20 protein-coding genes and 1 pseudogene are annotated in these 25,637 nt (G+C 35.5%); 4 read left to right on the forward strand and 17 right to left on the reverse strand.

Translation table 11 applies throughout. The features are described from left to right. Positions 1 to 61: 61 nt before the first annotated feature. The 10 genes from CGC49_RS00775 to CGC49_RS00820 form a co-directional block, all read right to left on the reverse strand. The gene (locus tag CGC49_RS00775) at positions 62 to 1,144 is read right to left on the reverse strand and encodes a Wzz/FepE/Etk N-terminal domain-containing protein (protein WP_095893156.1); all 1,083 of its coding nucleotides are present in this window, start codon (positions 1,142 to 1,144) and stop codon (positions 62 to 64) included. A 1-nt stretch (position 1,145) separates the two neighbouring features. After that, the gene (locus CGC49_RS00780) at positions 1,146 to 3,566 is read right to left on the reverse strand and encodes an SLBB domain-containing protein (RefSeq protein ID WP_095893157.1); all 2,421 of its coding nucleotides are present in this window, start codon (positions 3,564 to 3,566) and stop codon (positions 1,146 to 1,148) included. Between the two features lie 131 nt (positions 3,567 to 3,697). Further along, the gene (locus tag CGC49_RS00785) at positions 3,698 to 4,552 is read right to left on the reverse strand and encodes an N-acetylglucosamine kinase (protein ID WP_042006500.1); all 855 of its coding nucleotides are present in this window, start codon (positions 4,550 to 4,552) and stop codon (positions 3,698 to 3,700) included. 76 nt (positions 4,553 to 4,628) lie between these two features. After that, positions 4,629 to 5,630 (reverse strand): type I glyceraldehyde-3-phosphate dehydrogenase, encoded by a 1,002-nt coding sequence (gene gap, locus CGC49_RS00790; protein WP_042006499.1) that lies wholly within the window; start codon positions 5,628 to 5,630, stop codon positions 4,629 to 4,631. Positions 5,631 to 5,763: 133 nt separating this feature from the next. After that, complete coding sequence (locus tag CGC49_RS00795; protein ID WP_095911638.1) at positions 5,764 to 6,240, reverse strand: DinB family protein; 477 nt, start codon at positions 6,238 to 6,240, stop codon at positions 5,764 to 5,766. Between the two features lie 203 nt (positions 6,241 to 6,443). Next, positions 6,444 to 7,070 carry a hypothetical protein gene (locus CGC49_RS00800; protein WP_095911639.1) on the reverse strand — a complete coding sequence of 209 codons (627 nt, stop codon included), beginning with the start codon at positions 7,068 to 7,070 and terminating at the stop codon, positions 6,444 to 6,446. A gap of 377 nt (positions 7,071 to 7,447) precedes the next feature. Next, complete coding sequence (pfkA, locus tag CGC49_RS00805; protein WP_042006495.1) at positions 7,448 to 8,428, reverse strand: 6-phosphofructokinase; 981 nt, start codon at positions 8,426 to 8,428, stop codon at positions 7,448 to 7,450. A gap of 179 nt (positions 8,429 to 8,607) precedes the next feature. Then, on the reverse strand, positions 8,608 to 9,735 hold the full coding sequence (dnaN, locus tag CGC49_RS00810) for a DNA polymerase III subunit beta (protein WP_042006493.1): 1,128 nt from the start codon (positions 9,733 to 9,735) through the stop codon (positions 8,608 to 8,610). Between the two features lie 301 nt (positions 9,736 to 10,036). Beyond that, positions 10,037 to 10,912 carry a succinate--CoA ligase subunit alpha gene (gene sucD, locus CGC49_RS00815; protein WP_042006491.1) on the reverse strand — a complete coding sequence of 292 codons (876 nt, stop codon included), beginning with the start codon at positions 10,910 to 10,912 and terminating at the stop codon, positions 10,037 to 10,039. Between the two features lie 132 nt (positions 10,913 to 11,044). Then, positions 11,045 to 13,540 (reverse strand): M60 family metallopeptidase, encoded by a 2,496-nt coding sequence (locus CGC49_RS00820; RefSeq protein WP_095911640.1) that lies wholly within the window; start codon positions 13,538 to 13,540, stop codon positions 11,045 to 11,047. Between the two features lie 273 nt (positions 13,541 to 13,813). Between CGC49_RS00820 and fumC the strand changes: the two genes are divergently transcribed. The 4 genes and pseudogenes from fumC (at position 13,814) to der (ending at position 18,097) form a co-directional block, all read left to right on the forward strand. Next, positions 13,814 to 15,211, forward strand: a complete 1,398-nt coding sequence (gene fumC, locus CGC49_RS00825; RefSeq protein ID WP_095911641.1) for a class II fumarate hydratase — start codon at positions 13,814 to 13,816, stop codon at positions 15,209 to 15,211. A gap of 185 nt (positions 15,212 to 15,396) precedes the next feature. Beyond that, positions 15,397 to 15,641 (forward strand): annotated as a pseudogene (locus CGC49_RS11265) (IS1 family transposase); the annotation flags it as partial. A 113-nt stretch (positions 15,642 to 15,754) separates the two neighbouring features. Then, complete coding sequence (locus CGC49_RS00830) at positions 15,755 to 16,600, forward strand: DUF2911 domain-containing protein (protein WP_095911642.1); 846 nt, start codon at positions 15,755 to 15,757, stop codon at positions 16,598 to 16,600. Between the two features lie 189 nt (positions 16,601 to 16,789). Continuing rightward, positions 16,790 to 18,097, forward strand: coding sequence for a ribosome biogenesis GTPase Der (gene der, locus CGC49_RS00835; protein WP_095911643.1), 1,308 nt, complete (start codon positions 16,790 to 16,792; stop codon positions 18,095 to 18,097). A 79-nt stretch (positions 18,098 to 18,176) separates the two neighbouring features. On the opposite strand, the gene typA is transcribed toward der, so the two are convergent. The 7 genes from typA to CGC49_RS00870 form a co-directional block, all read right to left on the reverse strand. After that, complete coding sequence (gene typA / locus CGC49_RS00840; RefSeq protein ID WP_095911644.1) at positions 18,177 to 19,982, reverse strand: translational GTPase TypA; 1,806 nt, start codon at positions 19,980 to 19,982, stop codon at positions 18,177 to 18,179. 132 nt (positions 19,983 to 20,114) lie between these two features. After that, positions 20,115 to 20,975: a glycosyltransferase family A protein gene (locus CGC49_RS00845; RefSeq protein ID WP_095911645.1), complete on the reverse strand. Its 861-nt coding sequence runs from the start codon at positions 20,973 to 20,975 to the stop codon at positions 20,115 to 20,117. Between the two features lie 33 nt (positions 20,976 to 21,008). Beyond that, on the reverse strand, positions 21,009 to 21,320 hold the full coding sequence (locus CGC49_RS00850; protein WP_042345305.1) for a septum formation initiator family protein: 312 nt from the start codon (positions 21,318 to 21,320) through the stop codon (positions 21,009 to 21,011). After that, positions 21,321 to 21,932, reverse strand: coding sequence for a uridine kinase (gene udk, locus CGC49_RS00855; RefSeq protein WP_042009643.1), 612 nt, complete (start codon positions 21,930 to 21,932; stop codon positions 21,321 to 21,323). 11 nt (positions 21,933 to 21,943) lie between these two features. After that, complete coding sequence (gene murA, locus CGC49_RS00860; protein ID WP_095911646.1) at positions 21,944 to 23,254, reverse strand: UDP-N-acetylglucosamine 1-carboxyvinyltransferase; 1,311 nt, start codon at positions 23,252 to 23,254, stop codon at positions 21,944 to 21,946. A 2-nt stretch (positions 23,255 to 23,256) separates the two neighbouring features. Next, entirely contained in the window at positions 23,257 to 23,898 is a 642-nt protein-coding gene (locus tag CGC49_RS00865; RefSeq protein ID WP_042009637.1) for a DUF4290 domain-containing protein, read from the reverse strand. A 217-nt stretch (positions 23,899 to 24,115) separates the two neighbouring features. Continuing rightward, entirely contained in the window at positions 24,116 to 25,324 is a 1,209-nt protein-coding gene (locus CGC49_RS00870) for an RsmB/NOP family class I SAM-dependent RNA methyltransferase (RefSeq protein ID WP_095911647.1), read from the reverse strand. Positions 25,325 to 25,637: the final 313 nt, after the last annotated feature.

Consider the following 25,637-nt stretch of genomic DNA (forward strand, 5'->3'; position numbering starts at 1 on the left):
TGGTTTTGCCAACTCATACCAAACTATTTGACACATTCAATCAACAAAAAAAGAAGCCTTACTAAGCTTCTTTCTTTTGTTTAATCTGTTTGATAAAATCTTTTATAAAAACACCTCCTATACCAATCACTATACCTAAAAATGTCCAAATAGCAACTATCATTGGTCGTTTTGGTTTTGAACGCTCATTAGGAACACTCACAGGTTCAATAATAGTGAAAATAGGTTGGTCTTCTTTTACTTTTATCTTTTTGCTTTCTAATTGTTTAGCCAATTCAGAGTATACGCTGAAAGCCAAATTATAATCTGTTTGTAATTGCTGTAAACGAGTTTGAGGTAACGAACTAAAAAGATTTCTATTTTTATCCTGAAACTGAGCCAAAGCAAATTGTTTACTCTTGAAATCTTTCTCAGCTTCTTGATAGCGTTCCTTAATAAAATCTAATTCTTCAACTGCTTTTTGAGTCTTAAATTCAGTAATACTCTCTTGTAATAAATTCTGAGCACTTTGTAACATCTGAGCTGCTGCTAAGGCCTCCGACATTGAGTAAGATAGCATAATCGTACCCTCTTTTTCATTGATTGTAATTGATAATTGACTATCAACGCTATTTAAAATTTCTCGCTCCTTTTGAGATAGTTGTAATACGGTCTTTTGTTCCTCTGAAGTGTTTTCTTCTTCTTTGCTTCCAAACAACAACCCAGGTAAACCTATAGTATATTTTTTTACATAATCCAATATACCAGGTTTTACATGATCCTCACAATAAGTTTTATAGGTAATCTTTTCTGAAATGTTTTCAAAATTCAAAGGAGTTTGTACTAATTTCTTTTTAAACGGAACACTTTGAACCACTTTTGGGTAAACTGTAATGGGAACCTCCTCTGAGGAAGCTCCGCCTAAGCTAATTCCAGCTATAGCCGCAAACCCACCTAATCCTCCTCCAATTGATTTACCATCAGTAGTTTGAGGAATCATCAGTGTAGTTGCGGTATATTCCTTTGACGAAAACAAAGCAACTAAGATTCCTATGATGAAAAATAAGATTGTAACTTTTAAGATATACTTACGAGCATCCCAAAGCTTTCGGATTAACTCCAATAAATCTATTTCATCTTCTTTTTTTTGTTTACTACTTTCCATTTTATTTTGTTATAACGTTATAAATCAATACCCCCATAGTGGTTATGGCTGAAATAATTCCGATGGTTTCTCCTGGTGAAAGTCGTTGACGTTCAGGTTTTGAAGGAACAATAATAATCGCTCCCGGCTTAATTTCTGGATAATTATTGAAAATCAAGGAAATATCTGTAGAACGAATATCACCATTAGCATACATCACATACACGGAACGTTTTTTAGCTCTATCAGAAAACCCTCCTGCTCTGTTCACATAATCACGAAGTGTCATCCCTTTTTGATAGCGAACCAGTGAAGGTGCTAACACTTCACCTCGAATTTCAACAGTTTGTTTTTCAGAGGGAATCAACAGCACATCGGATTCATTAAGAACCAAGTCATATTTACTATGCTTTTTTTCTAATATTTTTTGTAAATTAATTCCTATACGATATTCAGAAACTTTTTTTTCTATCTTTTTTAAAGATTTATCTTGATCACCAATGCTACCAATAGATATCAACTCATCCAAAAACTGCTCTTGCTTGACTTCACTCTCATCTAATTTCTTACGAATTAAAGTAGCTCCCTCAATATACGCATGAGGTGAAAATCCCCCCGCTCTCGCAATTAAATCTGAAATGCGCTCATCTTTGCTTTGTATGCTATACACACCAGGATAAAGTACCTCTCCTTCTATTTTTACGGATTGCATAGGAGTATAACCTTTAAGATAACGCACTGAAACGATGTCGTTGGGTTGTAATATAAAGTCCGAATCGTCTTCTGTTACTTTAAACTCTTGACTTAATTTTTTAAAATTTTGATCGTATGTTTCACGAAAAACGTCAATCGTTGACGCATCAGCTCCTTGTGCCAATCCTCCCGTAAGTACAATAACATCCTTTATAGTCATATTCTCCATAAAAGGAAGATCTTTAGGTTTATTAACAGCTCCTTCTACTTTTACAAAACGACTCATTTGTAAAGAATCCTTAAAAAAGATATGAATACTATCGTTATCTTTAAGAGCTATATTGTGCTTCTGTTCAATCAAATCCTTCACGGAAAAATTGATGGTTTGATAATCAACTCTATTCAAAGTTCTGAAAATCAAACCTCTTTCTAACGAAGCTTCTCTTTTAAGTCCATTGGCTCGATTTAATAAATCAAAAGCTGTCATTCCCTCTTTAAACTCATACGTACCAGGTTGGTAAACAGCTCCTCCAATACTCAATCGGTTTTCGTATTCATCTGTGATTGGATGGATGTTTAATTTATCTCCATTTTGCATTTTAAAATTTGCTATGTTTTCGAACATAACTTCACGAACTTCTCGTTTAGCATCTTTAATACGTTCAACAACCAATGTATTTACAAATGCATCTGATTCGAATCCTCCAAAAAAGGTAACTAAGTTTGCTAAAGTCTCTCCTTCCTTCGTTTCATAAGCTCCTTCTCTTTTTACACGACCCTCAACCCAAATACGATTTATGTAAGGAGGTACAATGATTACATCTTGGTCTTGCAATGTCAAATTGCCTTTTTCCGACCCTTTAATCAGGAAATCATAAACATCAAAAATAGCAACTTGTTTTCCTCCTCTGATTAATTTAATCTCTCGAAATGAACCACTTTCAGTGGGACCACCACAAGCATATAGAGCATTAAGAACTGTAGACAAAGCACTTAGCGAATATGTCCCAGGGACAACAACCTCTCCAATAATATTAACACTCACGGTACGCACCTGAGTGATAGTTACACCTGTATATATTTTGTTATAGCTACCTTCAGAAGCAGAAATTCCAGAATAAATACGCTTTAACTGAGAATTTACTTTCGCTTTAACTTGATTTAATGGCAAGCCTAACACATTAATTTTCCCTACACCATTAACAGATATATTACCTTGATTATCAACAACCTGTTTAAATGAAGTTTCTGTAGCTCCCCAAACTTCAATCAGCAATTCATCTCCTACCCCTACTTGATAAGTTTCAGGAGTTACCATATTGCTATTTGGCGTAAACGAAATTTTAGGATTTTTGAAAAAATTCATTCCAAAAATACTATTCTTATCATTTTTAACCGCTAATGAGTCTTTATTTTCTTGACCAGTAAACCCAATTGCTTCTGAATCAACTCGCTGTGATATTTGTTTCTGGTTAGAAGAAGGCGTTGATGTGGATAACTGCAAAATACGTTGTCTCAACTTATTTGCTTGATTTTCAGACATTCCTCGAGTTCGTACTCCTACAATAAGCTGTTCTAAAGAATAACCTTGATCTTGAGCCTTTTTCCAATAAGCTCTAATTTGCTCATCGGATAAGTTATCTACATTTACTGAAGATATTTGTTGTACATCCATTTCAGTCTGTGCTATAGACACATGAAACGACCCAATAAACAACAAAAAAACAACAAAAAGTTTAATTTTTAACATAATACTTCTATATTTGGCGCAAATATAAAACATATTTTTATAAGAGTAAAAGGGTAACGTTTTTTTTAGCAATAAAATAAAGACTTCAGCATAAAAAATGTTGAAGCCTTTATTCCATAATTTGATTTTGACTATTTCACTTTATTAACATGAAAAGCCACCAACCCATCAATAGGTTTACGTAATACGTTACCTAACTTCAAATTATTTTCTGTAAGCACCTCTTTTAGAATATCTTGCAAATAAAAAGCAATGCTTCCTACAAAATTAATTGGCACTTCATAACGAGCCTCGTATTGCGAAATCCAATGATCAACAAACAGCTGTACTCCATTGCGAACAATATTTCGACAATAGTCGTGTTCCTTATTTTCTACAATGAACTTTGCAAACGTTGCTAAATAACTATTTGGATTCGGAAGTTTATACAAGTGATTTTTGATAACATCTGAGTTTAAATCATACTCTTTCTCAAATTTTTGAGCTAATTCTTTGGGCATTTTATTGAAAAAGTAATCTGTAACCAGACGCTTTCCGTAGAAGTTTCCGCTGGATTCATCCATCAGAATATATCCTAGAGAATCAACTGCTTGAACTAATTTTTCTCCATTCCAGTAGGAGCAATTAGCCCCCGTACCAAGAATACAAACAATAGCCTTATCTTCAGGACGCGTAGTTGCATAAACCGCAGCAAAAGTATCTTCTTTTACATCAATTTTGGCTGTTCTGAAAATAGTTTGCAAAGTACGAGCCATAAACGAAGTCATACGCTCTGTACCGCAACCTGCACCATAAAAATACAATCCTGTAACTTTATCTTTGTTTGAGAATAAGTCATTATTAGTCGTAATACGCTCAATAATGAGTTCCTCTGTCAAAACTTCTGGGTTCAAGCCCAAAGTTTGTGTAAAAAACAATTGCTCTCCTTTGTCATTTAGTGCCGTCCAATCCGCCTTGGTAGCTCCACTATCAACAATTAAAATCATATTTTTCTAATTTATTTATTGAGTAATTAAAAAATTAAGGCTGTTTGACTCCGCCAAACAGCCTTGAAATATACTATTATAAAGAAGCTACGTGCTCTGCCAAATCAACCAATTTGTTAGAGTATCCTGCTTCGTTATCGTACCAAGAAACTACTTTGAAGAAGTTTTTGCTTAATGCAATACCTGCTTTCTCATCGTAGATTGAAGTTCTTTTATCTCCTACAAAATCTTGAGAAACAACAAGTTCGTTAGTATATCCTAAGATACCTTTCAACTCTCCTTCTGATGCTTTTTTCATTGCAGCGTTGATTTCTTCAAGTGAAGTATCTTTTTTAGTACGAACTGTTAAATCCACTACTGAAACGTCAGCTGTTGGAACGCGGAACGCCATACCTGTTAATTTTCCGTTCAATTCAGGAATAACTTTTCCTACCGCTTTAGCAGCTCCTGTTGATGAAGGAATGATGTTGATAAGTGCTGAACGACCACCTCTCCAGTCTTTTTTAGAAGGACCATCAACAGTTAATTGTGTAGCTGTTGTAGCATGAACTGTTGTCATCAAAGCCTCTTCAATTCCGAAAGCATCGTTGATAACTTTAGCGATAGGAGCCAAACAGTTTGTTGTACAAGAAGCGTTAGAAACGATGTTGTCAGTTGGTTTTACTGATTTGTGGTTAACTCCCATTACGAACATTGGAGCATCAGCAGATGGAGCAGAAATAACTACTTTTTTAGCACCTGCATTGATGTGAGCTTGAGCTTTTTCCAATGTAGTAAAAATACCTGTACATTCAGCAACTACAGTAGCTCCAACTTCATTCCATTTCAAGTTTGCTGGGTCTTTTTCAGCAGTGATACGAACCACTTTTCCGTCAACTACCAAGTTTCCGTCTTTTACTTCTACGTTTCCTTTGAAAGTTCCGTGAACTGAATCATATTTTAAAAGATAAGCGATGTATTCTACATCTTGAAGGTCGTTAATCCCTACGATTTCTACATTTGGTCTTTCGTAAACCGCTCTAAACACAAGACGTCCAATGCGTCCGAATCCGTTGATTCCAATTTTTAATGTTGACATAATTATTTTTTTATTTGTTATTAAATTATTTTTTCTGCAATTAGCTATTGGCTTTTGGCTGATAGCCTTTGTATTTCATTTTTTATAGTTTTTCTAATTTTGAAAATGTTTTTCAACAATTGATAATTAATTCCTAATACTCACCATAAAAGGCGGGTGGCTCTATGCCCAAAGCCCGCAGATAAACATAGCCTTGTCCTCGATGATGTATTTCATTTTCAAGTAGATAGATTAAATTTTCAATCAGAGCATAATTATACATTCCAAACATATTGAAAATCTCACGATATTTTTCTTGTGATGTTTCCTTGCCAAATTTTTCAATCAAAGCGGTGGTTTTGTCCCAATGGGCTAAAATTTCAGCTTTGGTTTTTCCGGCATATCCTACAAAATCACAAAATTCAATAACTTGATTTTCAGAAATTTGTTTAATTGATAAATTAACTACATAAAGCAACTCATCAACGATATTTGCAAACGGACGCATTCCACCGATTGAAAAATCAAATAATTCTTTTTCGGGAAACGCTTCTATCACCTTACGTGTCAATCGCCTATTTGATTGCCAATTTGCGATCCATTCTTGGGGCGTGACGATATCTTTACTCACTTTTTCTACTATTTTAATCCTTGCAAATATACGATTTTTAAATGTTAAATTTTCACAAAAAAAACCTTTATATCCTATTTTGTTCTGCTTGTTTTTTTACTCTATTCCATTTTTAGGAGCAATGAGATAGTATCCACTATTACTTAAAGCAACTCCTGAATGGCAACGGGTTATCTATTGATGGTTTTCTTTTGTTTCTTTTTTTACAGAAGACCCTTATCTCTAATCTCTCTATGTATTTTGGAAATATCATCAGGAATTTCTCCTGAAATGAGCCAACGAACATCCAATCCGTTGTGAATTGCCGATTTTATCAAATACGGATTATCGGCAATCAGCTCTCCGAATTTTTGTAAATCTTCTTGAAACTCCATAAAATAATCTTCGTGCATTTTCTTTATCAAAATCAGCAATTTAAATGCTCGGGCAATAACTGCCGTACAAAATTTTTGAGCTTTTTTAAAATTTTGTTCCAAAATATCTTTTTTATGAGTTTCGAGAATTTTACAAATCATTGATAAATTCAACGAAATTTCTCCGAATTTATCTTTGGTTATGCTTACGTGTTCGTTAATCATACCGCTTAACTCACGAACTTCCATATTAAGCACTCCAGACGAATAAACATATTTAGCTCTTCGCTCGATAATTTTCTCTATTTTTTCTTGTGTTTTTTGGCGTTTTTCCTCGACAGATTCCTCACTAACCAACTCAAACAAAAGCCGATTTGCTAAGACCAAATCTTTTTTTAATAATCTGAAAATGAGTTTATCTTTTTCTGCTGACGATAAGTGACTTATCGCCTCTTTTAACTCTTTAGGTATAGTCATTCTTATTAGATTTCAAAAACTGTGTCTGCTTCTATTTCTAAATTCGGGAAAATCACCGAAATAAAAAACATCGCCTTCAAAAATAGGTTTAAGTAGTCCATATTTGTTATCTTCCAAAACATACACAAAAATGGCTTTTTCAGTAGAATGAACTACCCAACATTCCTGAACATCAACCTCTCTTCGTATAACTCGTAAAAATCTTGCCCTTGAAAAGTTCTACTTTTTCCTTCTATTTTCAAAGTGAATAATCAGTTTAGGTATAAATCCCGTTTGGTTCCAATTGCCATAAACTTGTGATTTCCATAATATTTGTGTTTTTTGATTACTTAAAACTCAAAAATTGAAAACAACTTTTCAAGGGCAATGATTTTGTATTATACGCTCATAATCTCTGCTACGCGAACAAGTTCCATATCTAACTTGCTTCCACCTTTGATGGCTTTTTCGAGCGGTGTTAAATCTATAACATCGTTATTTACTCCAACCATATAGTTTGATTTTCCTTCTAAAAGAGTTTCTACGGCTTTCACTCCCATACGACTGGCAAGAACACGATCATAGCACGAAGGAGCTCCTCCACGTTGCATATGCCCTAAGATTGCCACACGGATATCAAATCCAGGGTGTTTGCTCTCCACGTATTCTTTCAATTGGAATACATTTTTCCCCGATTTGTCCCCTTCAGCAACAATAATGATATTCGAAGTTTTTCCTTTAGCATATCCTTTCTCTATATCAGCTAACAATTCTTCGGCTGTAGTATTTTCCTCTGGGATTAAGATTCGTTCAGCCCCTACTCCAATACCTGTATTCAGTGCTATAAACCCTGCATCGCGTCCCATCACCTCAATAAAAAACATACGATCATGGGAACTTGCCGTATCGCGGATTTTATCAATAGCCTCAACAGCTGTATTTAAAGCTGTATCGTACCCCAACGTATGGCTAGTTCCATAGATGTCGTTATCAATGGTTCCAGGAATTCCCATCACTGGAAAATTAAATTCTTCATTGAACAACAACGCTCCTGTAAAAGAACCATCCCCACCGATAACAATTAACGCATCTGCTCCTGATTTTTTTAAATTTTCATAAGCTTTTTTACGTCCCTCGGGAGTTCTAAACTCTTTAGAACGAGCTGATTTCAAAAATGTTCCTCCTTTGTTAATAGTATCACGAACGCTACGAGCATTCAACTCAACAAAATCGCCCTCTATCATTCCCTGATAGCCACGATACACACCTAATACTTCTACGTTGTGATATGCACACGTACGCACTACAGCACGAATGGCTGCATTCATTCCAGGAGCGTCTCCCCCTGAAGTCAATACTGCTATTTTTTTTACTGACATTGTCTTATTTATTTTTTATTTTCTATTCTATTTTTTGGGACGTAAAGTTACAGTTTTTTTCTTAAATATAAGATATTTTTTTCTTCTTTTTTCTCGAAAACGTTTTCCAAATCTAGGTTATTTATCAAATAACATATAAAAAGCTGCCTTTACAGACAGCTTTTAGAATTTATTTATTTTTATTGTGCTTGTTGATTTAGCATAATAGGCATTGCCAACATAAGCACTTTCTCTCCTACATCCAACCCATCAAGAGGAGTCAAAATTCCTGCCCTATTAGGATACGACATTTCGAGCATCACCTCGTCCGATTCTAAATTATTCAACATTTCAATCAAAAAACGGGAATTAAATCCAATTTCTATATCATCCCCTTGGTAGTCACATGCGAAACGTTCTTCAGCTCGGTTACTATAATCAACATCTTCAGCTGAAATTTGCAGATCAGACCCTGCAACTTTCAATCGAATTTGATGTGTGGTTTTGTTGGAAAAAATAGAAACCCGACGTGCTGAACCTAAAAACTGTAATCTGTTTACAGTTAATTTATTAGGATTCTCTTTCGGAATTACTGCATCATAATTTGGATATTTTCCATCAATCAATCGGCAGATAATTTCCATATCATCAAAAGAGAATTTTGCATTACTTTCGTTATATTCAATCGTAACCTCCGATTCGCTTCCTGCTAAAATTCCTTTTAACAAGTTTAGAGGTTTTTTAGGCATAATAAAATCGGAACTTTCCGTTGCTTTGATATCCGTACGTTGGTATTTTACCAATTTGTGAGCATCCGTTGCCACAAAAGTCAAGCCCTCATCATTAAATTCAAAGAATACACCACTCATTGTCGGACGCAAATCATCATTTCCGACAGCAAAAATGGTTTTCTGAATAGCGGTAGCTAAGATATCTCCTAATAAACTTACTTTACTTGCTTCTGGTAAACTAATTGGTTTAGGAAAATCTTCGGCGCTGAAATAAGTCAACTGATAATTACCATTTGTTGTGCTGATTTCAATCTGGTTTCCTTCTTTCACAATGAAAGTAAGAGGTTGTTCAGGAAATGCTTTTAGTGATTCAATCAATAATTTAGCAGGAACGGCAATACTTCCTTCTGAATCAGACTCCACTTCCAAAGTACCTTTTACGGTGGTTTCCAAATCCGATGCTGAAACAGTCAAAAGATTAGGACTTAGTTCAAACAGAAAATTATCAAGTATCGGCATGGTGTTATTGCTATTAATAACTCCACCTATGACTTGTAATTTCTTCAATAAGTACGAACTTGATACAATGAATTTCATATTCTTACGATTTTTATTTTTCTTCCTTCCTCAGAAGGATGCTTTTTCATTACAGTATAATTTTAGCGACAAAAGTACTCAAAAAAAATATTTCTTCAAAAAAATATTTTATTATAAACTGAAAAAAATATTTTTTTGAAGAAATATTTTATTAAATCATTGATTTTCAAAATATAAAAATTATATCACGAAACCATAGATTTTCATTAACTTCTCAGACCTTACAGAAAAAATTTATAAATCAAAAAGGCTATCCGTTTTTTATAGGACAGCCTATTCATTCACACTATCTTCTGAGAATTTATTTTTTCAATACTTCAGCTACTTTCTCCCCAATTTTAGCTGGTGAGTCTACAACATGAATACCGCATTCTTTTAAAATACGTTTTTTAGCTTCAGCAGTGTCATCAGCACCTCCTACAATAGCTCCTGCATGTCCCATTGTTCTTCCTTTTGGAGCGGTTTCTCCAGCGATGAACCCTACAACAGGTTTTTTATTTCCGTTAGCTTTAATCCAACGGGCTGCTTCCGATTCCAACTGTCCTCCAATTTCTCCAATCATTACGATACACTCTGTTTCAGGGTCGTTCATTAAAAGTTCAACAGCTTCCTTAGTGGTTGTTCCGATAATTGGGTCACCTCCAATACCAATAGCCGTGGTAATCCCTAAACCTTGACGTACGATTTGATCTGCTGCTTCATAGGTTAAAGTTCCTGATTTTGAAACGATTCCTACTTTTCCTTTTTTGAAAATGAACCCGGGCATAATGCCTACTTTAGCTTCTTCAGGAGTGATAACCCCAGGACAGTTTGGCCCAATTAAACGACAGTCTTTATCTTTAATATAGTCCGATACTTTAATCATATCTGCAACAGGAATCCCCTCTGTGATAGTAATAATCACTTTGATTCCTGCATCGGCAGCTTCCATAATGGCATCAGCAGCAAATGCAGGTGGAACGAAAATGATTGAAACATCTGCTCCCGTTTCTTTAACAGCTTCTCTCACTGTATTGAAAACAGGTTTTCCTAAATGTACCTGCCCACCTTTGTTAGGAGTGATACCTCCCACTACGTTTGTTCCGTACTCAATCATCTGTTCAGCATGGAAAGTTCCCTCGCTTCCAGTGAATCCTTGTACAATTATTTTTGAATTTTTATTAACTAATACGCTCATGTTTTTTTATTTAGTATTTCGCAAAAGTAAATATTTCTTTCGAAAATAAAAAATTATTTGTGCAGAAAAATCAAGAATACTGAATTTTAATTTTACAAGATAGGAGTTTACAACTGATGGTGTGTGATTGATTTAAAAAGTAACCTCGGTTCTTGTGCCGTCATAGGCAATTGCATAAACTATTACATTTGTTGCCGCTGTATTTTTAAAATCGAATGAATTTTTGTTGGTCGCATAAATCAAATCGTTATTACTGTAAACTTCATAAGCAACCACATTTTTATATCCAATGGTGGTCACTGTCGTCCCTCTTCTGGTAGCTGTCCCTTTAATAACGGAGGATTGGTCTCTGAAATATGTCCAATTGCTATCGCAAATATATTCTATCTTATCCGTTATTGGAGGAAGTCCTAAAACATTGATTTCTTTTCTGATTTGATCAACATACTCTTGCGTCACAGTCAATTGTCGGGTAGCATAATCTTTAATTGATTTATCAACAGGTTTATAGAATCCCCATTTTTCAAAAAAAGAAATAAGATTCATTCCCGCCATTTCAGAGGCTATTTTGGTGAAATCTACTTGATATTCTCCATCTTTCAAGGTCGGTTTTAAATCAATTGTTCGCATTTTCTCATAGAATCGTGCGTAAAAAGTAGGATCATTTTTCACTCTTGAAAAGTATAAATTTAATTGCCAGAAAGGTATTAAACGGCAGAATACATCTGGAATTTCACAATTTGGCACATCTGGAATCAAACCTATGTTGTAAGCCTTTTCATAACGGTTATTATAACCACCCTCGCCTTGCATGGATTCTACTTCCAAACGTGTTGGAGAATTCCAAGCGGTTTGGATATTCATAGGGTTCATATTTACGGAAACTTCGGTCATACCAATCCACTGAAAAACAGGAGGTACTTGATGAGCATGTCCAATTTCGTGTGCTACCCCCCAAATGTTATTCCCTGTTTTCAAAACATCGGGATTACAAACCGTTGACATAGTACTTTCGTGATAGGAAGTCCTATATGCCGTACAATACATGTAAGAGTGATACATCACTTGAAAATAAGCTCTATTGGTCATGGCTCTCTCGCCTATAGTTCCTGCAAAAATATGGGTTTGACGCACAATTTCATCATAAATATCAATCAATTCCTTTCCTTTAGAAGTTGCGTATGCCTTGTAACTTTCGGTCGGATAGCACAAATGAGCATGTTCTCCAATTACATCAAAATACTTATTAGTTGCCGCGCTTATCAAACGATTCCAATCATTAACCGCAGTATGTTTTGTTTTATCGTAGTATCCATTGACATTCCCTGTTGCAAAATGTATTTTAATTCTGGGTGCTGTTGCATAGTTAGGAGTTTGGTACTGTAAATAGATAAGTCCCTTTGAACCTGCTTTTATTTTGTTAACACCTTCATACAAGGGATGATATGAAGCTTGGTCAAAACCATCTCCCCCTGGTTTATCCAAGTTCATTATTTTAATTTGTAGCTTTTGACCCTTGGTTTCTCCTACAAAAACAACCAAATCTTCTCCTTCGTTCACGGAAATTCCCGTTGGATTATCAAGATTACTATAGGCATATTGCATACGATTTTTAGCCTTTATTACATTTGGATCAGCCCAAGCTCTATATTCATGTATGCGAAATTCTGACTGATATTGATTGTTTTTAATTTGCATAGCAATATTCTTATAAAATGTATTGCTAATACTTTGAATCTCTTGCTCGGTAATTCCTTCTTTAAGTTCCGAACAAGTTATATCTTTAAATATGGAAAGAGCATCAAAATTACTGGTTCTTTTAGCATAGAATTCAATTTCTGCAGCAGATGCAAATCCTGCCCCATTGCCTTGTCCCGATTTAACAACGAGCTTAAACGACTTTGCTCCTACAATGGTTGCACCGAAGTTCACTCGACTCACAGCCCCTGTACCACCAAAATCAACATCTTTAACTTTTGTATATTCGTATTTCTTCTCCGTACTAACCCAAATTTCTACCTCTTTAAAATGACCATTCGAGCTATTGGTTCTCGGGTAATACATCATATAATCCACGTCCTTTGCACTTTCCAATGCTAATTCGATGGTAATCGGAAAATAATTAGAAGCTCTGTTGTCCCACGCCGAATGATATATCTCAGCATCTGAACCCCCTTTGAAATTTCCATCAAAGACCTTTTCAATCTCGGAACCCTTCTGAAAAGAAGACGCAGAACCTGTAACTATTTTCAACTTCAAATCATTTTCTATGCTATCCGGATTTGGATATATACCAAGCTGGGTTACCAAAAAATTGTAAGTTACTCGTTCTCCTATTAATTGTAAAGTTGCTGAACGCTCTCCTCCCTTATTTGAGACTGTTGCAATTTTAAACCCTCCTTTTTCCTTTACGGCTGTTAGCCATGAAGCAGCTTCCGTTGGCACTACAATTCGCCAATTCGATACATTTGTTTGTACTTCAATAAACTCAAAAGACGCTTCTCTAGAAACTTCTATGGAATCTTTAAGGGTAAAGTAAGGCGTTTCCTCTACTTCCTTTTTACATCCAACAGTGAGTATTGCTGTAAATGTAAAAAATAACAATGTTTTTATCAATTTTATTCTCATTTCTACGTTAGTTTTCGACAAAAGTATCAAATATATTTTTCTCTTACAATGCTTTGATAAAATATGTTGAACAGAAAATAATCAAACAGGAAACACTTCGATATAAAACAGTTTTGCTCACTGAGAGCGAATATCAAACAGAAAAGTGTAAATATGTATATGATAAAAGCTACATAAAAAAATCTTAAAAAATTTCTTCTTTTTATTTTTAATTTAGTAACTTTGTAGAGTTTTAGAACCAAAAAATCGTTTAATATAAAATAAAAGAATACAATGAATTACAGAATTGAAAAAGACACAATGGGTGAAGTAAAAGTTCCTGCCGACAAATATTGGGGAGCTCAAACCGAACGCTCACGCAACAATTTTAAAATCGGTGCACCTGCTTCAATGCCTATTGAAATTGTTCGCGGTTTCGCTTATCTAAAAAAAGCTGCTGCTTATGCAAATTGCGATCTAGGTGTACTTCCTATTGAAAAGAGAGATGCCATTGCACAAGTTTGTGATGAAATTTTAGAAGGAAAATTAGATGACCAATTTCCGCTTGTAATTTGGCAAACGGGTTCCGGAACGCAGTCAAATATGAACGTAAACGAAGTAATTGCGAACCGTGCACAAGTACTTTCAGGCGGGAAAATAGGCGAAGGTGATCCTGTTTTAAAAGCAAATGATGACGTAAACAAATCGCAATCTTCAAACGATACTTTCCCAACAGGAATGCATATTGCTTGTTATAAAATGGTGGTTGAAAAAACTATCCCTGGCGTAGAACAACTTCGCAACACCTTAAAAGCTAAAGCTGAAGCCTTCAAAGATGTAGTAAAAATTGGACGTACTCACCTTATGGACGCCACACCACTTACCTTAGGACAAGAAATTTCAGGATATGCAGCTCAATTGGATTATGGACTTAAAGCCCTTAAAAATACATTGGCTCATCTTTCTGAATTAGCCTTAGGTGGAACTGCTGTAGGAACAGGTCTCAATACTCCAAAAGGATACGACGTGAAAGTAGCTGAATACATTGCTAAATTCACAGGACATCCATTTGTTACAGCTCCTAACAAATTTGAGGCTTTAGCATCGCATGATGCAATTGTGGAAGCTCATGGAGCTTTGAAACAATTAGCGGTTTCTTTGAATAAAATTGCAAATGATATTCGTATGTTGGCTTCTGGGCCTCGTTCAGGAATTGGAGAAATATTAATCCCTGAAAATGAACCTGGTAGTTCTATCATGCCAGGAAAAGTAAACCCTACACAGTGTGAAGCACTTACAATGGTTGCTGCTCAAGTTATGGGTAATGACGTTGCTATTTCCGTTGGAGGAGCTCAAGGTCACTACGAGTTGAATGTCTTCAAGCCTTTGATGGCTTCAAACTTCCTGCGTTCAGCAGAATTATTAGGAGATGCTTGTGTGTCATTTGACGAACATTGTGCACAAGGAATTGAACCTAATCACAGACGTATCAAAGAGTTAGTCGATAATTCTTTAATGTTGGTTACCGCTTTAAATACAAAAATAGGATATTACAAAGCTGCTGAAATTGCTCAAACAGCACACCGAAACGGAACTACTCTGAAACAGGAAGCCGTTCGTTTGGGATACGTAACCCCTGAGGATTTTGATGCGTGGGTAAAACCAGAAGATATGGTAGGTAGTCTAAAATAAAATTTAAACTCAGAAAACAAAAGAGGCTGTCCTTTTCGGACAGCTTCTTTTCAAATTATCAGCTCTAAAAATATTGTTTAGCACGTTTTACTTTATTTGGCTATTAAATATAGTTTTTGTACACTTGGCAGAAAAATAAGAGATGGATTGTCCAATTTGTAAAAGCAAAAACAAAATAAAAAATGGAATTATCAAAGGTGTATTGTACGGATTATTGGAAAAGCTACAAAGAGTTTATCCCTGCTGAAAAGCATCTGCAAACTAAAAGGAAACTTATACTGTTGAAAGTTACAACAGCAGAATTCGGCATTATTTAGCCCGATTTAGAAGAAAAACCAAATGTTACACAAAACAATTATATATGATGATTTACAGTTTAAAATTATTAATGCTTAAACTAAACAATGAACTATCTATACTTAATTACTAATTCCAAACAAATAATATTAAATAATATCAAATAAAAATACAGTTATAAAAATTAGTTCAAATTCAAAAAAATATATATTTTTGTGGAATAATATAATTAAATCTTAGTTTAGTATGAAGAAAATAGCTATTTCTATCGTTGTTTTATTGACATTTCAACTGGGTATGGCTCAGTTAAAAACACCAAACGCGAGTCCTAAATCATCAATAAATCAGACTATTGGACTTACGGAAGTACAGATAACTTACGCTCGTCCGTCAGTGAAAAACAGGGTTATTTTCGGAGATTTGGTTCCATACGGAAAAATTTGGCGTACTGGAGCTAATGCTGCTACGGTTATTGAGTTTTCTACTCCAATAACTTTTGGAAATACAGAAGTCAAAGCTGGAAAATATGCTCTTTATTCTGTGCCTGACACCAACCAATGGAAAGTATTTTTATATGCTGACTCAGAATTATGGGGAGCTCCAGGTAAAAATTTCGATCAAGGAAAGGTAATTGCAGAATCTGTTGTCAAACCATTAACTATAAACCCCAAAGTAGAAACTTTTACGATTGGTTTTGATGAAATTCGTAATAATGATGCCATGCTTACCCTTGCATGGGATAATATCTTAGTAAAAGTCCCTATCAAAGTGAATACCCGACAAGCCGTAATCGAAAGTATAGGAAAAACAATGAACGGTCCAACAGCAAGTGATTATCACAGAGCTGCTATGTTCTATTTTGAAGAAAATATAGATTTAGACAAGGCTTTGGAATGGTCATCAAAAGCGGTGGAACTTAACCCTACAGCTTATTGGGTACAAAAACTAAAATCTGATATCCAAGCAGCCAAAAAAGATTATAAAAATGCTATCAAAACTGCTGAAATAGCTTTGGAAAGAGCTCAAAAAGCAGGAAATGATGGTTATGTAAAGGCTATACAAGAAAATATAAATGCTTGGAAAAAGAAGTAAAAACAATTGAAATCGTAGAAAGGCTATCCGCAAACTTTTTGGGGTAGCCTTTTTTATTGCTACTCCTCCCCCACTTTATTACGCTACATTTCTTTATGTGATAATCAAATTTGAGAACCTTTTCCGTTTGCCCACCCAATTGCGTTTCCTAATTATTTTTATATCTTTGCACAAAAAATAAGCAAAATTATGAGTGCAATAGTTGCCATTGTGGGTCGCCCAAATGTAGGGAAATCTACTTTTTTTAATCGACTAATAAAACGCCGTGAGGCGATTGTTGATGCTGTGAGTGGAGTTACACGTGATCGTCATTACGGGAAAACGGATTGGAATGGAGTTGAATTTTCTGTTATTGATACAGGAGGATATGTTTTAGGGAGCGACGATTATTTTGAAAAAGAAATAGATAAACAAGTTACTTTAGCCATTGATGAGGCTGATGCCATTATTTTCATGGTGAACGTGGAAGATGGCGTTACAGGAATGGATGAAACAGTGGCTGATTTGCTTCGAAAGTCAAAAAAGCCGATTTTTGTAGCTGTAAATAAAGTAGATAGCAACAATCGAGTGGCTGATTCACACGAATTTTATGCCTTTGGTTTTGAAAATGTGTATACACTATCCAGTTTAAATGGAAGTGGCAGTGGTGAGTTATTGGACGACCTGGTAAAGGTACTTCCTATTAAAGAAGGTAATGAAGAAACAGAGCAATTACCCCGTTTTGCAGTGGTTGGACGACCTAATGCAGGAAAATCATCATTTATCAATGCATTGATTGGAGAGGATAGATATATAGTTACAGACATTGCAGGTACCACACGCGATGCAATTGACACAGAGTACAACCGATTTGGATTCAAATTTAATTTGGTTGATACAGCGGGTATCCGTCGCAAATCAAAAGTAAAGGAAGATTTGGAATTTTATTCCGTAATGCGTTCTATTCGAGCCATAGAACATGCCGATGTGTGTATACTGATGATTGACGCAACACGTGGGTTTGAAGGTCAAGACTCTAATATTTTTTGGTTAGCGGAACGGAACCGAAAAGGAATCGTTATTTTGGTAAATAAATGGGATTTGGTTGAAAAACAAAATAATACGATGAAAGAGTATGAAGCAATCATACGTAAAGAAATTGCTCCATTCACTGATGTACCCATTATTTTCATCTCAGCACTGAGCAAACAGCGTATTTTCAAAGCTATTGAACAGGCTGTGGAAGTTTATAAAAATCGTTCAAAGCGTGTTCAAACCTCAAAGCTAAACGAAATTATGTTACCTCTGATTGAAAGTTATCCACCACCTGCCATCAAAGGTAAGTATATCAAAATTAAATATTGTATGCAATTACCTACACCAATGCCTCAATTTGTGTTTTTTGCCAATTTGCCTCAGTATGTAAAAGAACCTTACAAACGATTCATTGAGAATAAATTACGCGAAAACTTCGATTTTAGAGGAGTTCCAATTGATATTTACTTCAGACAAAAATAGTCATATCATATTGATAAAAAAGCCGAAAGTGTAATACTTTTCGGCTTTTTTGTTACTTCTTTAAAAGGAAATCTTACAATTATTTAAACTCTTTTTCGTAGCGTTTACGGTCGTTTTCGTTTAGGTAGATTTTACGCAAACGTATTGATTTTGGCGTAACTTCCACGTATTCATCCTTTTGAATATATTCCAAAGCTTCTTCCAAAGAGAATTTAATAGCAGGAGCAATACGCATTTTGTCGTCCGCACCCGCTGAACGTATGTTAGTGAGTTTCTTGGTTTTAGTAACGTTTACCACCATATCATCACCACGTGAATTTTCACCTATTACTTGTCCTTCGTACACATCTTCGTTCGGGTCGATGAAGAATTTCCCTCTATCTTGCAGTTTATCAATAGAATATGGGATAGCTTTTCCGTTTTCCATAGAAATTAACGAACCATTGATACGCCCTGGTATTTCGCCTTTGTAAGGTTGGTATTCCAAGAAGCGATGTGCCATAATAGCTTCTCCGGCAGTAGCGGTAAGTATCTGATTACGAAGACCTATAATCCCTCGTGATGGAATGATGAACTCAATAACCATTCGTTCGCCTTTCGGGGTCATTGACAACATTTCACCTTTACGGAGAGTTACAAACTCTACAGCTCTTCCTGATAGGTTTTCAGGTAGGTCGATAGTCAATTCTTCAACGGGTTCACATTTCACGCCGTCGATTTCTTTTATAATTACCTGTGGCTGACCGATTTGTAATTCATAACCTTCACGACGCATCGTTTCGATAAGTACTGAAAGATGCAATACACCACGTCCGAAAACCATAAATTTGTCGGCACTATCGGTAGGCTCTACGCGAAGAGCAAGATTTTTCTCCAATTCTTTCTCCAAACGCTCCTTAATATGGCGTGAAGTTACGAATTTTCCTTCTTTTCCGAAGAAAGGAGAATCGTTGATAGTGAATAACATACTCATTGTAGGCTCATCAATGGCGATGGTAGGCAAGGCTTCCGGATTTTCAAAATCGGCAATGGTGTCGCCGATGTCAAAACCTTCTAGCCCTGCGATGGCACAGATGTCACCCGCTTGTACTTCGTCGATTTTTTTACGTCCTAATCCGTCAAAAGTATGTAGCTCTTTAATTTTTGATTTTGTGATAGTTCCGTCGCGTTTTACCAACGAAACATTCATTCCGCTTTTTAGCACACCACGTTGCAAACGCCCGATAGCAATTCGACCTGTAAAAGAAGAATAGTCTAATGAAGTGATAAGCATTTGTGTGGTTCCTTCCTCTACTTTGGGCGATGGAATATGTTTGATAACCATATCCAAAAGCGGGTCGATAGAATCGGTTTGGTTTTTCCAATCTTCTGACATCCAATTATTTTTGGCAGAACCATACACGGTAGGGAAATCCAACTGCCATTCTTCGGCACCGAGTTCAAACATTAGGTCGAACACTTTTTCGTGAACTTCATCAGGGGTACAATTCTCCTTATCTACTTTGTTTACAACCACGATAGGTTTGAGTTTCATTTCGATAGCTTTTTGAAGCACGAAACGCGTTTGTGGCATTGGACCTTCAAAAGCATCTACCAAAAGAAGAACTCCGTCCGCCATATTAAGCACACGTTCCACCTCACCACCGAAATCGGCGTGTCCTGGGGTGTCTATGATATTGATTTTTGTTCCTTTATAATTCACGGAAACATTTTTAGAAAGAATAGTAATTCCGCGTTCGCGTTCAATGTCGTTGTTGTCCAAAATCAATTCTCCCGACTCTTGATTTTCTCTGAACAACGCACAGTGGTGTAGTATTTTATCTACCAAAGTGGTTTTTCCGTGGTCAACGTGGGCAATGATTGCGATGTTTTTGATTTGTGTCATATAGTAAAGTAATAATTTTTCAGGCGACAAAATTACAAAAAAAGTATGTGTTTACAACAAAAGATGAAAAAAAATCAAATAAGAGATTAAAAACATAAATAAATACAACGTTTAGAGAGATTTTGTACAATTTTATGATTTGATTTTCAATAATTGTTTCCAAACCCCTTTCCATCGATAGTTGCGAATCCACTGACCTTGTTTGTAGGTTACCAAATATGGCTGTTTTTCACGTTTAGCATTAAAATAACCTTGTAGATAATCTTTAAAAAGTTGCCATTTTCTTTTTTTCGATGCTAATTTAGCAGAAGCTAAGAGTGATAACCAAAATCCATAGCGGAGGCGATAGAAAACACCGCCTTGTAGCAGACGAGCTTGGAGAGTGTAACTCGTTCCTGTAGGTTTTAAATGTTTGACTTTCAGTGATGAATCAGTACATACTTCCCATCCGAAATAACGAGCAAGTAACTCGTCGATAGTGTCCCAACCCATAGCAGGAGGCAGTCCACCTATGTTCGAAAAACAATCTTTCCGATATGCTTTTAAAGCTCCTCGTAAATGATCCCTGTTGGTCAGATTTTCTAATTCCCAAGTGCCGTTTTTTTCAATATAACAAAATCCTCCGCACATGCCTAATTGTGAGTTTTCAAGGAAATGTCGTTGTAGAGTAGCTAAATAATCTGTAGGAAACACTAAATCTGCATCAAACTTGCAAATTATATCAATATCTTTGCGCAAAAAAGGTAGTCCTGTATTGAAGGTTTGTACTACTTTGCTACCAGGAAGGTGTTTTCCTGTATTTTCTTTGCGAATAACTTCTAAAATAGGATTTTTCCGACGTATTTTATCTAAAATTAATGGGGATTCATCCGTTGAAGCGTCATCTACTACGATAATTTGTGTTGGTAATAGCGTTTGACTAAACAATGATTCCAAAGTTTGTACAATGTAATTAGCTTCGTTATGAGCGGGGATGATAATACCAAAATTCATAGACTATATGTAAAATAACTTCGTAATATTTTATTAATCAATAGTGTCATGCTCAATAATATAAACATCCTCATTGTCGTGTTTCAGGTAGTACTCTTCTCGTCCCAAACGTTCACGACCTTCATCGGTATCTAAAATCAATAACATTTCTTTATCTTTTTCAATTTCCTTTTGTAGAAACTGTTTTTGTCGATTCAATTTATGAATTTCCTTATTCAATTCACGGTGTGTGAGTAAAGAATTAGAATCAAAAAAAGCCATCCAAAAGAAAAAACAAAACAGGATAAAGACATACAGTCTATATCCTTTGAGAAATGAAATGTATTGAAAAATAGTTTTTTTCATTTAATTTGCTAAGATGCGATTATGTACAATGGTTTTAATGATGTCAATAGCTACGAAATTACGTCTATTATTAGGTATTATAATGTCTGCATATTCTTTTACTGGTTCAATAAACTTCAAGTGCATCGGTTTGAGAGTGGTTTGATAGCGGTTCAACACCTCTTCTACATCGCGTCCTCGTTCGGTAATGTCACGTTTAATACGTCGGATAAGTCGTTCATCAGGGTCGGCATGTACATAAATCTTAATATCGAACAACTCACGGATATCAGCACGTGAAAAAATTAAAATTCCCTCTACAATGACTACTTTAGTTGGTTTTATCAGTACCGTTTCGCCTGTTCTGTTGTGTTCAACGAAAGAATAGACGGGACTTTCCACTGGTATTCCTGATTTTAGAGATATCAAATGTTGTTTTAGTAAATCAAAATCGATAGAATCGGGGTGATCAAAGTTTGTTTTTACCCTTTCGGTATAAGGCAAATGACTCATTTCCCGATAGTAAGAATCCTGTGAAATGACACTTACTTCTTGGGATAATTCACTAACAATTTGATTTACAACGGTTGTTTTTCCACATCCCGTTCCTCCTGCAATTCCTATAATGAGCATCCTTTTATATTTTAGTTTACACGTATGATTTTAGCTCCTAAGGAACGTAATCGTTCATCGATATCTTCGTAACCTCGGTCAATTTGTTCAATGTTATAGATAATTGATGTTCCTTTGGCAGAAAGTGCTGCGATAAGCAAGGCAATTCCAGCACGTATGTCGGGTGAAGTCATCAATGTGGCTCGTAAGGGTGATTTGAAATCGTTACCTATGACAGTAGCCCGATGCGGGTCACACAGAATAATTTTTGCCCCCATATCAATAAGTTTATCAATGAAAAACAAGCGACTTTCGAACATTTTTTGGTGAATAAGTACCTCCCCACGAGCTTGGGTAGCAACTACTAAAACGATACTCAGTAAATCAGGCGTAAATCCAGGCCAAGGAGCATCAGCAACTGTCAGAATAGAGCCATCAATATAACTTTGAATTTCATACCCATCTTTGTGGGCAGGAATATAAATATCATCACCTTGGCGCTCTAATTTAATACCTAACTTACGAAATACGTTGGGAATCAATCCTAAATGCTCCCAGCCTACGTTTTTAATTGTAATTTCGCTTTGAGTCATAGCTGCAAGTCCAATCCAGCTACCTATTTCAATCATGTCCGGTAGTATGGTATGTGTGCATCCCGATAGTTTTTCTACTCCGTTGATAGTAATAAAATTAGAACCAATACCTTGAATGTCAGCCCCCATATTGTTTAACATACGACACAGTTGTTGTACGTAGGGTTCACAAGCGGCATTGTAAATCGTGGTAGTTCCTTTAGCTAAGACTGCTGCCATAATTATATTCGACGTTCCCGTAACCGAAGCCTCGTCTAATAGCATATCCATTCCTGTGAGTCCATTTGCTTTTACGCTATATATGTGATTGTCAGAATCATATTTGAAGTCAGCTCCTAATTTTATAAACCCTTCAAAGTGGGTATCTAAACGTCTTCGACCTATTTTGTCACCTCCTGGTTGCGGAATATATGCCACACCAAAACGTGTTAAAAGAGGCCCAACAATCATTATAGACCCTCGTAAACTTTGTCCTTCAGAGTGAAATGCCATGGATTCCAAGTAGTTGATATTGATTTCATCGGCTTGGAAACTATATGATCCTTTTCCTAATTTTTGAGTTTTCACTCCTAAGTTTTCAAGTAATGACATCAATTTATTGATGTCTAAAATATCTGGTATATTGTGAATGGTCACTTTTTCATCGGTGAGCAGTACAGCACATAAAATCTGTAGTGCTTCATTCTTAGCACCTTGTGGAGTAATTTCACCCTTAAGCTGATGCCCCCCTTCAATTTTAAAAATTCCCATACTTATTTTGTTTTTTTATGATTTGTAGCTCCTTTTTTATTGTTTTGAGATGTATTTTTTCTGGTCAGATTCTGTTTTGTTTTAATCAATTCCTGACTGGTTGTTAAATCTTCTTTATCTTGCTTTAAATCAATCTGCCCATTGCTTAATTCATACAGATGTTGGAAGATTACTTCGTCCTCAACAGTTTCTTTATTCCAATTTAAGTAACTTTTTTTCATATGATTCGCTATTGAGAATTTCAATGCTGTTTTTAAATCACTTTCTTCCCAACGCACACAAACATCAATCATTTTTTTGATATTGTTACCGTAAAAACGATATTTTGGATGACTTTGGGGGTAGTTCAATCTGTCAGGGTGTCGTACTAAAACAGCTTCTGTTGGACGTTCAAAAGGAGAATCTACATCCAGCTGAAATCCAGACATGATGAAAAGTTGATCCCATAATTTATGTTGGAAGTCAGGCACATCTCTTAAATGTGGATTTAGATTTCCCATTACTGCAATAATTCCTTTGGCGGTATTGTTGCGTTCTTCTCGGTCTTCGATATGAATTGCCTTCTCAATCATTTTCTGGATATGTCGACCATATTCAGGAATGATTAAAGGGGTACGTTCTGTGTTATATTCTAAGCTCTCCAAAATTATTTAGATGTTTTAATTTTAAATGATTTAATAGTCCTACTAAGGTACTTATTTTCTAGTGTTTTTTATCAAAATATTCAAAACACTACAACTATTCTTAGGGAAAAATCCATTTTATATCTTTTCTGAGGAATTTCTATTTATTGTTAAAACCTAATAGCTCGTACAAAAATAATAAATTGAGTCTCTATCACGCAAAGTTATGAAAAAAATTTTACTTTTTCCGCATTCGAGCCATATAAAATCCGTCGTAGCCTGTTTGGTGTGCAAAAATATTTTCTTCAGTTTCAAATATAAAGTTTTTACCTGCCTCAGACTCTAAAAAAGTTTCTACTTGTTTTTGATTTTCCGAAGGAAGTATGGAGCAGGTTGCGTAAACCATTTTTCCTCCAGGCTTTACCATCTTGCTGTAATCTTGCAAAATCTGCTGTTGTGTTTCCCTAATTTTATTTAAAAATTTAGGTTGTAATTTCCATTTAGCATCTGGATTACGTTTAAGCACTCCCAATCCACTACAAGGTGCATCAATCAATACGCGGTCGGCTGTGTTTTGCATTCGTTTAAGGTGTTTATTATCAATAACTTTGGTTTCTATATTAAATACCTCATTACGACGGGCTCGACGTTTGAGTTCTTGCAATTTGTTCTCATAAATATCCATTGCAATAATTTGCCCTTTATTTTTCATCAGCGATGCCAAGTGTAGGGTTTTTCCACCAGCACCGGCACATGTGTCAATCACTCGCATTGAGGGAAGTACCTCCAAGAAAGGAGCTACTCTCTGTGACGAAGCGTCTTGCACCTCAAACATACCACTTGAAAAAGCCTTGGTAGTGAATATGTTAGCTCTCTGAATCAACTCTAAGGCTTCAGGATAGGATTTTAGAAGTCTTGTTTCAATACCTTCATTTCTTAATAGGTTTTTGAGCTGTGCAGGAGCAATTTTTAGAGTATTCACTCGTAATACAACAGGAGCTAATTCATTGAGGGCAGTGAGCTCTTTGCTCCAAATATCTGAACCTAACTCCGCTTCTCCCAAAGCATCAAGCCAGTCGGGAACGGAATCTTTAAATTTACGTATTTTTGAAAGTTCATCAAATTTGCCTTTAATACGACGTTGGGGTGTGTTCTCAAAACACGACCAATCGGGTAAATGAACACCTTTAAGAACTGCCCATACAGCAAACATCCGAAATAAATCATGTGAAGAAAACGGTGCTTTTACCTCTGCAATTTCAGCATACAGACGTTTCCATCGTACAATGTCATACATCGTTTCGGCTATGAAAGCACGATCACGAGCCCCCCAGCGTTTATCTTTTTTCAGTTGTCTTTCAACTACTTTATCGGCATACTGTTGCTCGTTAAAAATAAACCCCAATCCTTCGATGACAGCCTCTGTAAGATTTCGATGTAATCGCATGTTTAAATTTTTATTGATACTATTTTACTTTAAATATACTTTTGAAATATAGGTACGTAGTACCATAGGTGAAGTTAAATAAAAACTATTCTACTGTATAACAAGCGGACAAAGGTAGTCATTTGTATATGAATAAACAACTATCATCAACAAATCACACTTACCGATGGAATTTAAATACTAATGTAATTTAAGAAACATCACATAAAACAATGAAGTATAAACACTTAATTTTGGAGCAAAGATACGAAATAAAAGTATACATTAAATGTAATAAATCACAAAAATTTGTTACCAAGCAATTAGGTGTATC

The sequence above is a fragment of the Capnocytophaga sp. H4358 genome, from assembly GCF_002302515.1.
GTDB classification, from domain to species: Bacteria; Bacteroidota; Bacteroidia; order Flavobacteriales; family Flavobacteriaceae; genus Capnocytophaga; species Capnocytophaga canis.

Excerpts from the sequence above, each read along its gene's own strand:
- CGC49_RS00775 (WP_095893156.1), bottom strand. The coding sequence starts at position 1,144 with ATGGAAAGTAGTAAACAAAAAAAAGAAGATGAAATAGATTTATTGGAG.
- CGC49_RS00780 (WP_095893157.1), bottom strand. The coding sequence starts at position 3,566 with ATGTTAAAAATTAAACTTTTTGTTGTTTTTTTGTTGTTTATTGGGTCG.
- CGC49_RS00785 (WP_042006500.1), bottom strand. The coding sequence starts at position 4,552 with ATGATTTTAATTGTTGATAGTGGAGCTACCAAGGCGGATTGGACGGCA.
- gap (WP_042006499.1), bottom strand. The coding sequence starts at position 5,630 with ATGTCAACATTAAAAATTGGAATCAACGGATTCGGACGCATTGGACGT.
- CGC49_RS00800 (WP_095911639.1), bottom strand. The coding sequence starts at position 7,070 with ATGACTATACCTAAAGAGTTAAAAGAGGCGATAAGTCACTTATCGTCA.
- pfkA (WP_042006495.1), bottom strand. The coding sequence starts at position 8,428 with ATGTCAGTAAAAAAAATAGCAGTATTGACTTCAGGGGGAGACGCTCCT.
- dnaN (WP_042006493.1), bottom strand. The coding sequence starts at position 9,735 with ATGAAATTCATTGTATCAAGTTCGTACTTATTGAAGAAATTACAAGTC.
- sucD (WP_042006491.1), bottom strand. The coding sequence starts at position 10,912 with ATGAGCGTATTAGTTAATAAAAATTCAAAAATAATTGTACAAGGATTC.
- CGC49_RS00820 (WP_095911640.1), bottom strand. The coding sequence starts at position 13,540 with ATGAGAATAAAATTGATAAAAACATTGTTATTTTTTACATTTACAGCA.
- fumC (WP_095911641.1), top strand. The coding sequence starts at position 13,814 with ATGAATTACAGAATTGAAAAAGACACAATGGGTGAAGTAAAAGTTCCT.
- CGC49_RS00830 (WP_095911642.1), top strand. The coding sequence starts at position 15,755 with ATGAAGAAAATAGCTATTTCTATCGTTGTTTTATTGACATTTCAACTG.
- der (WP_095911643.1), top strand. The coding sequence starts at position 16,790 with ATGAGTGCAATAGTTGCCATTGTGGGTCGCCCAAATGTAGGGAAATCT.
- typA (WP_095911644.1), bottom strand. The coding sequence starts at position 19,982 with ATGACACAAATCAAAAACATCGCAATCATTGCCCACGTTGACCACGGA.
- CGC49_RS00845 (WP_095911645.1), bottom strand. The coding sequence starts at position 20,975 with ATGAATTTTGGTATTATCATCCCCGCTCATAACGAAGCTAATTACATT.
- CGC49_RS00850 (WP_042345305.1), bottom strand. The coding sequence starts at position 21,320 with ATGAAAAAAACTATTTTTCAATACATTTCATTTCTCAAAGGATATAGA.
- udk (WP_042009643.1), bottom strand. The coding sequence starts at position 21,932 with ATGCTCATTATAGGAATTGCAGGAGGAACGGGATGTGGAAAAACAACC.
- murA (WP_095911646.1), bottom strand. The coding sequence starts at position 23,254 with ATGGGAATTTTTAAAATTGAAGGGGGGCATCAGCTTAAGGGTGAAATT.
- CGC49_RS00870 (WP_095911647.1), bottom strand. The coding sequence starts at position 25,324 with ATGCGATTACATCGAAATCTTACAGAGGCTGTCATCGAAGGATTGGGG.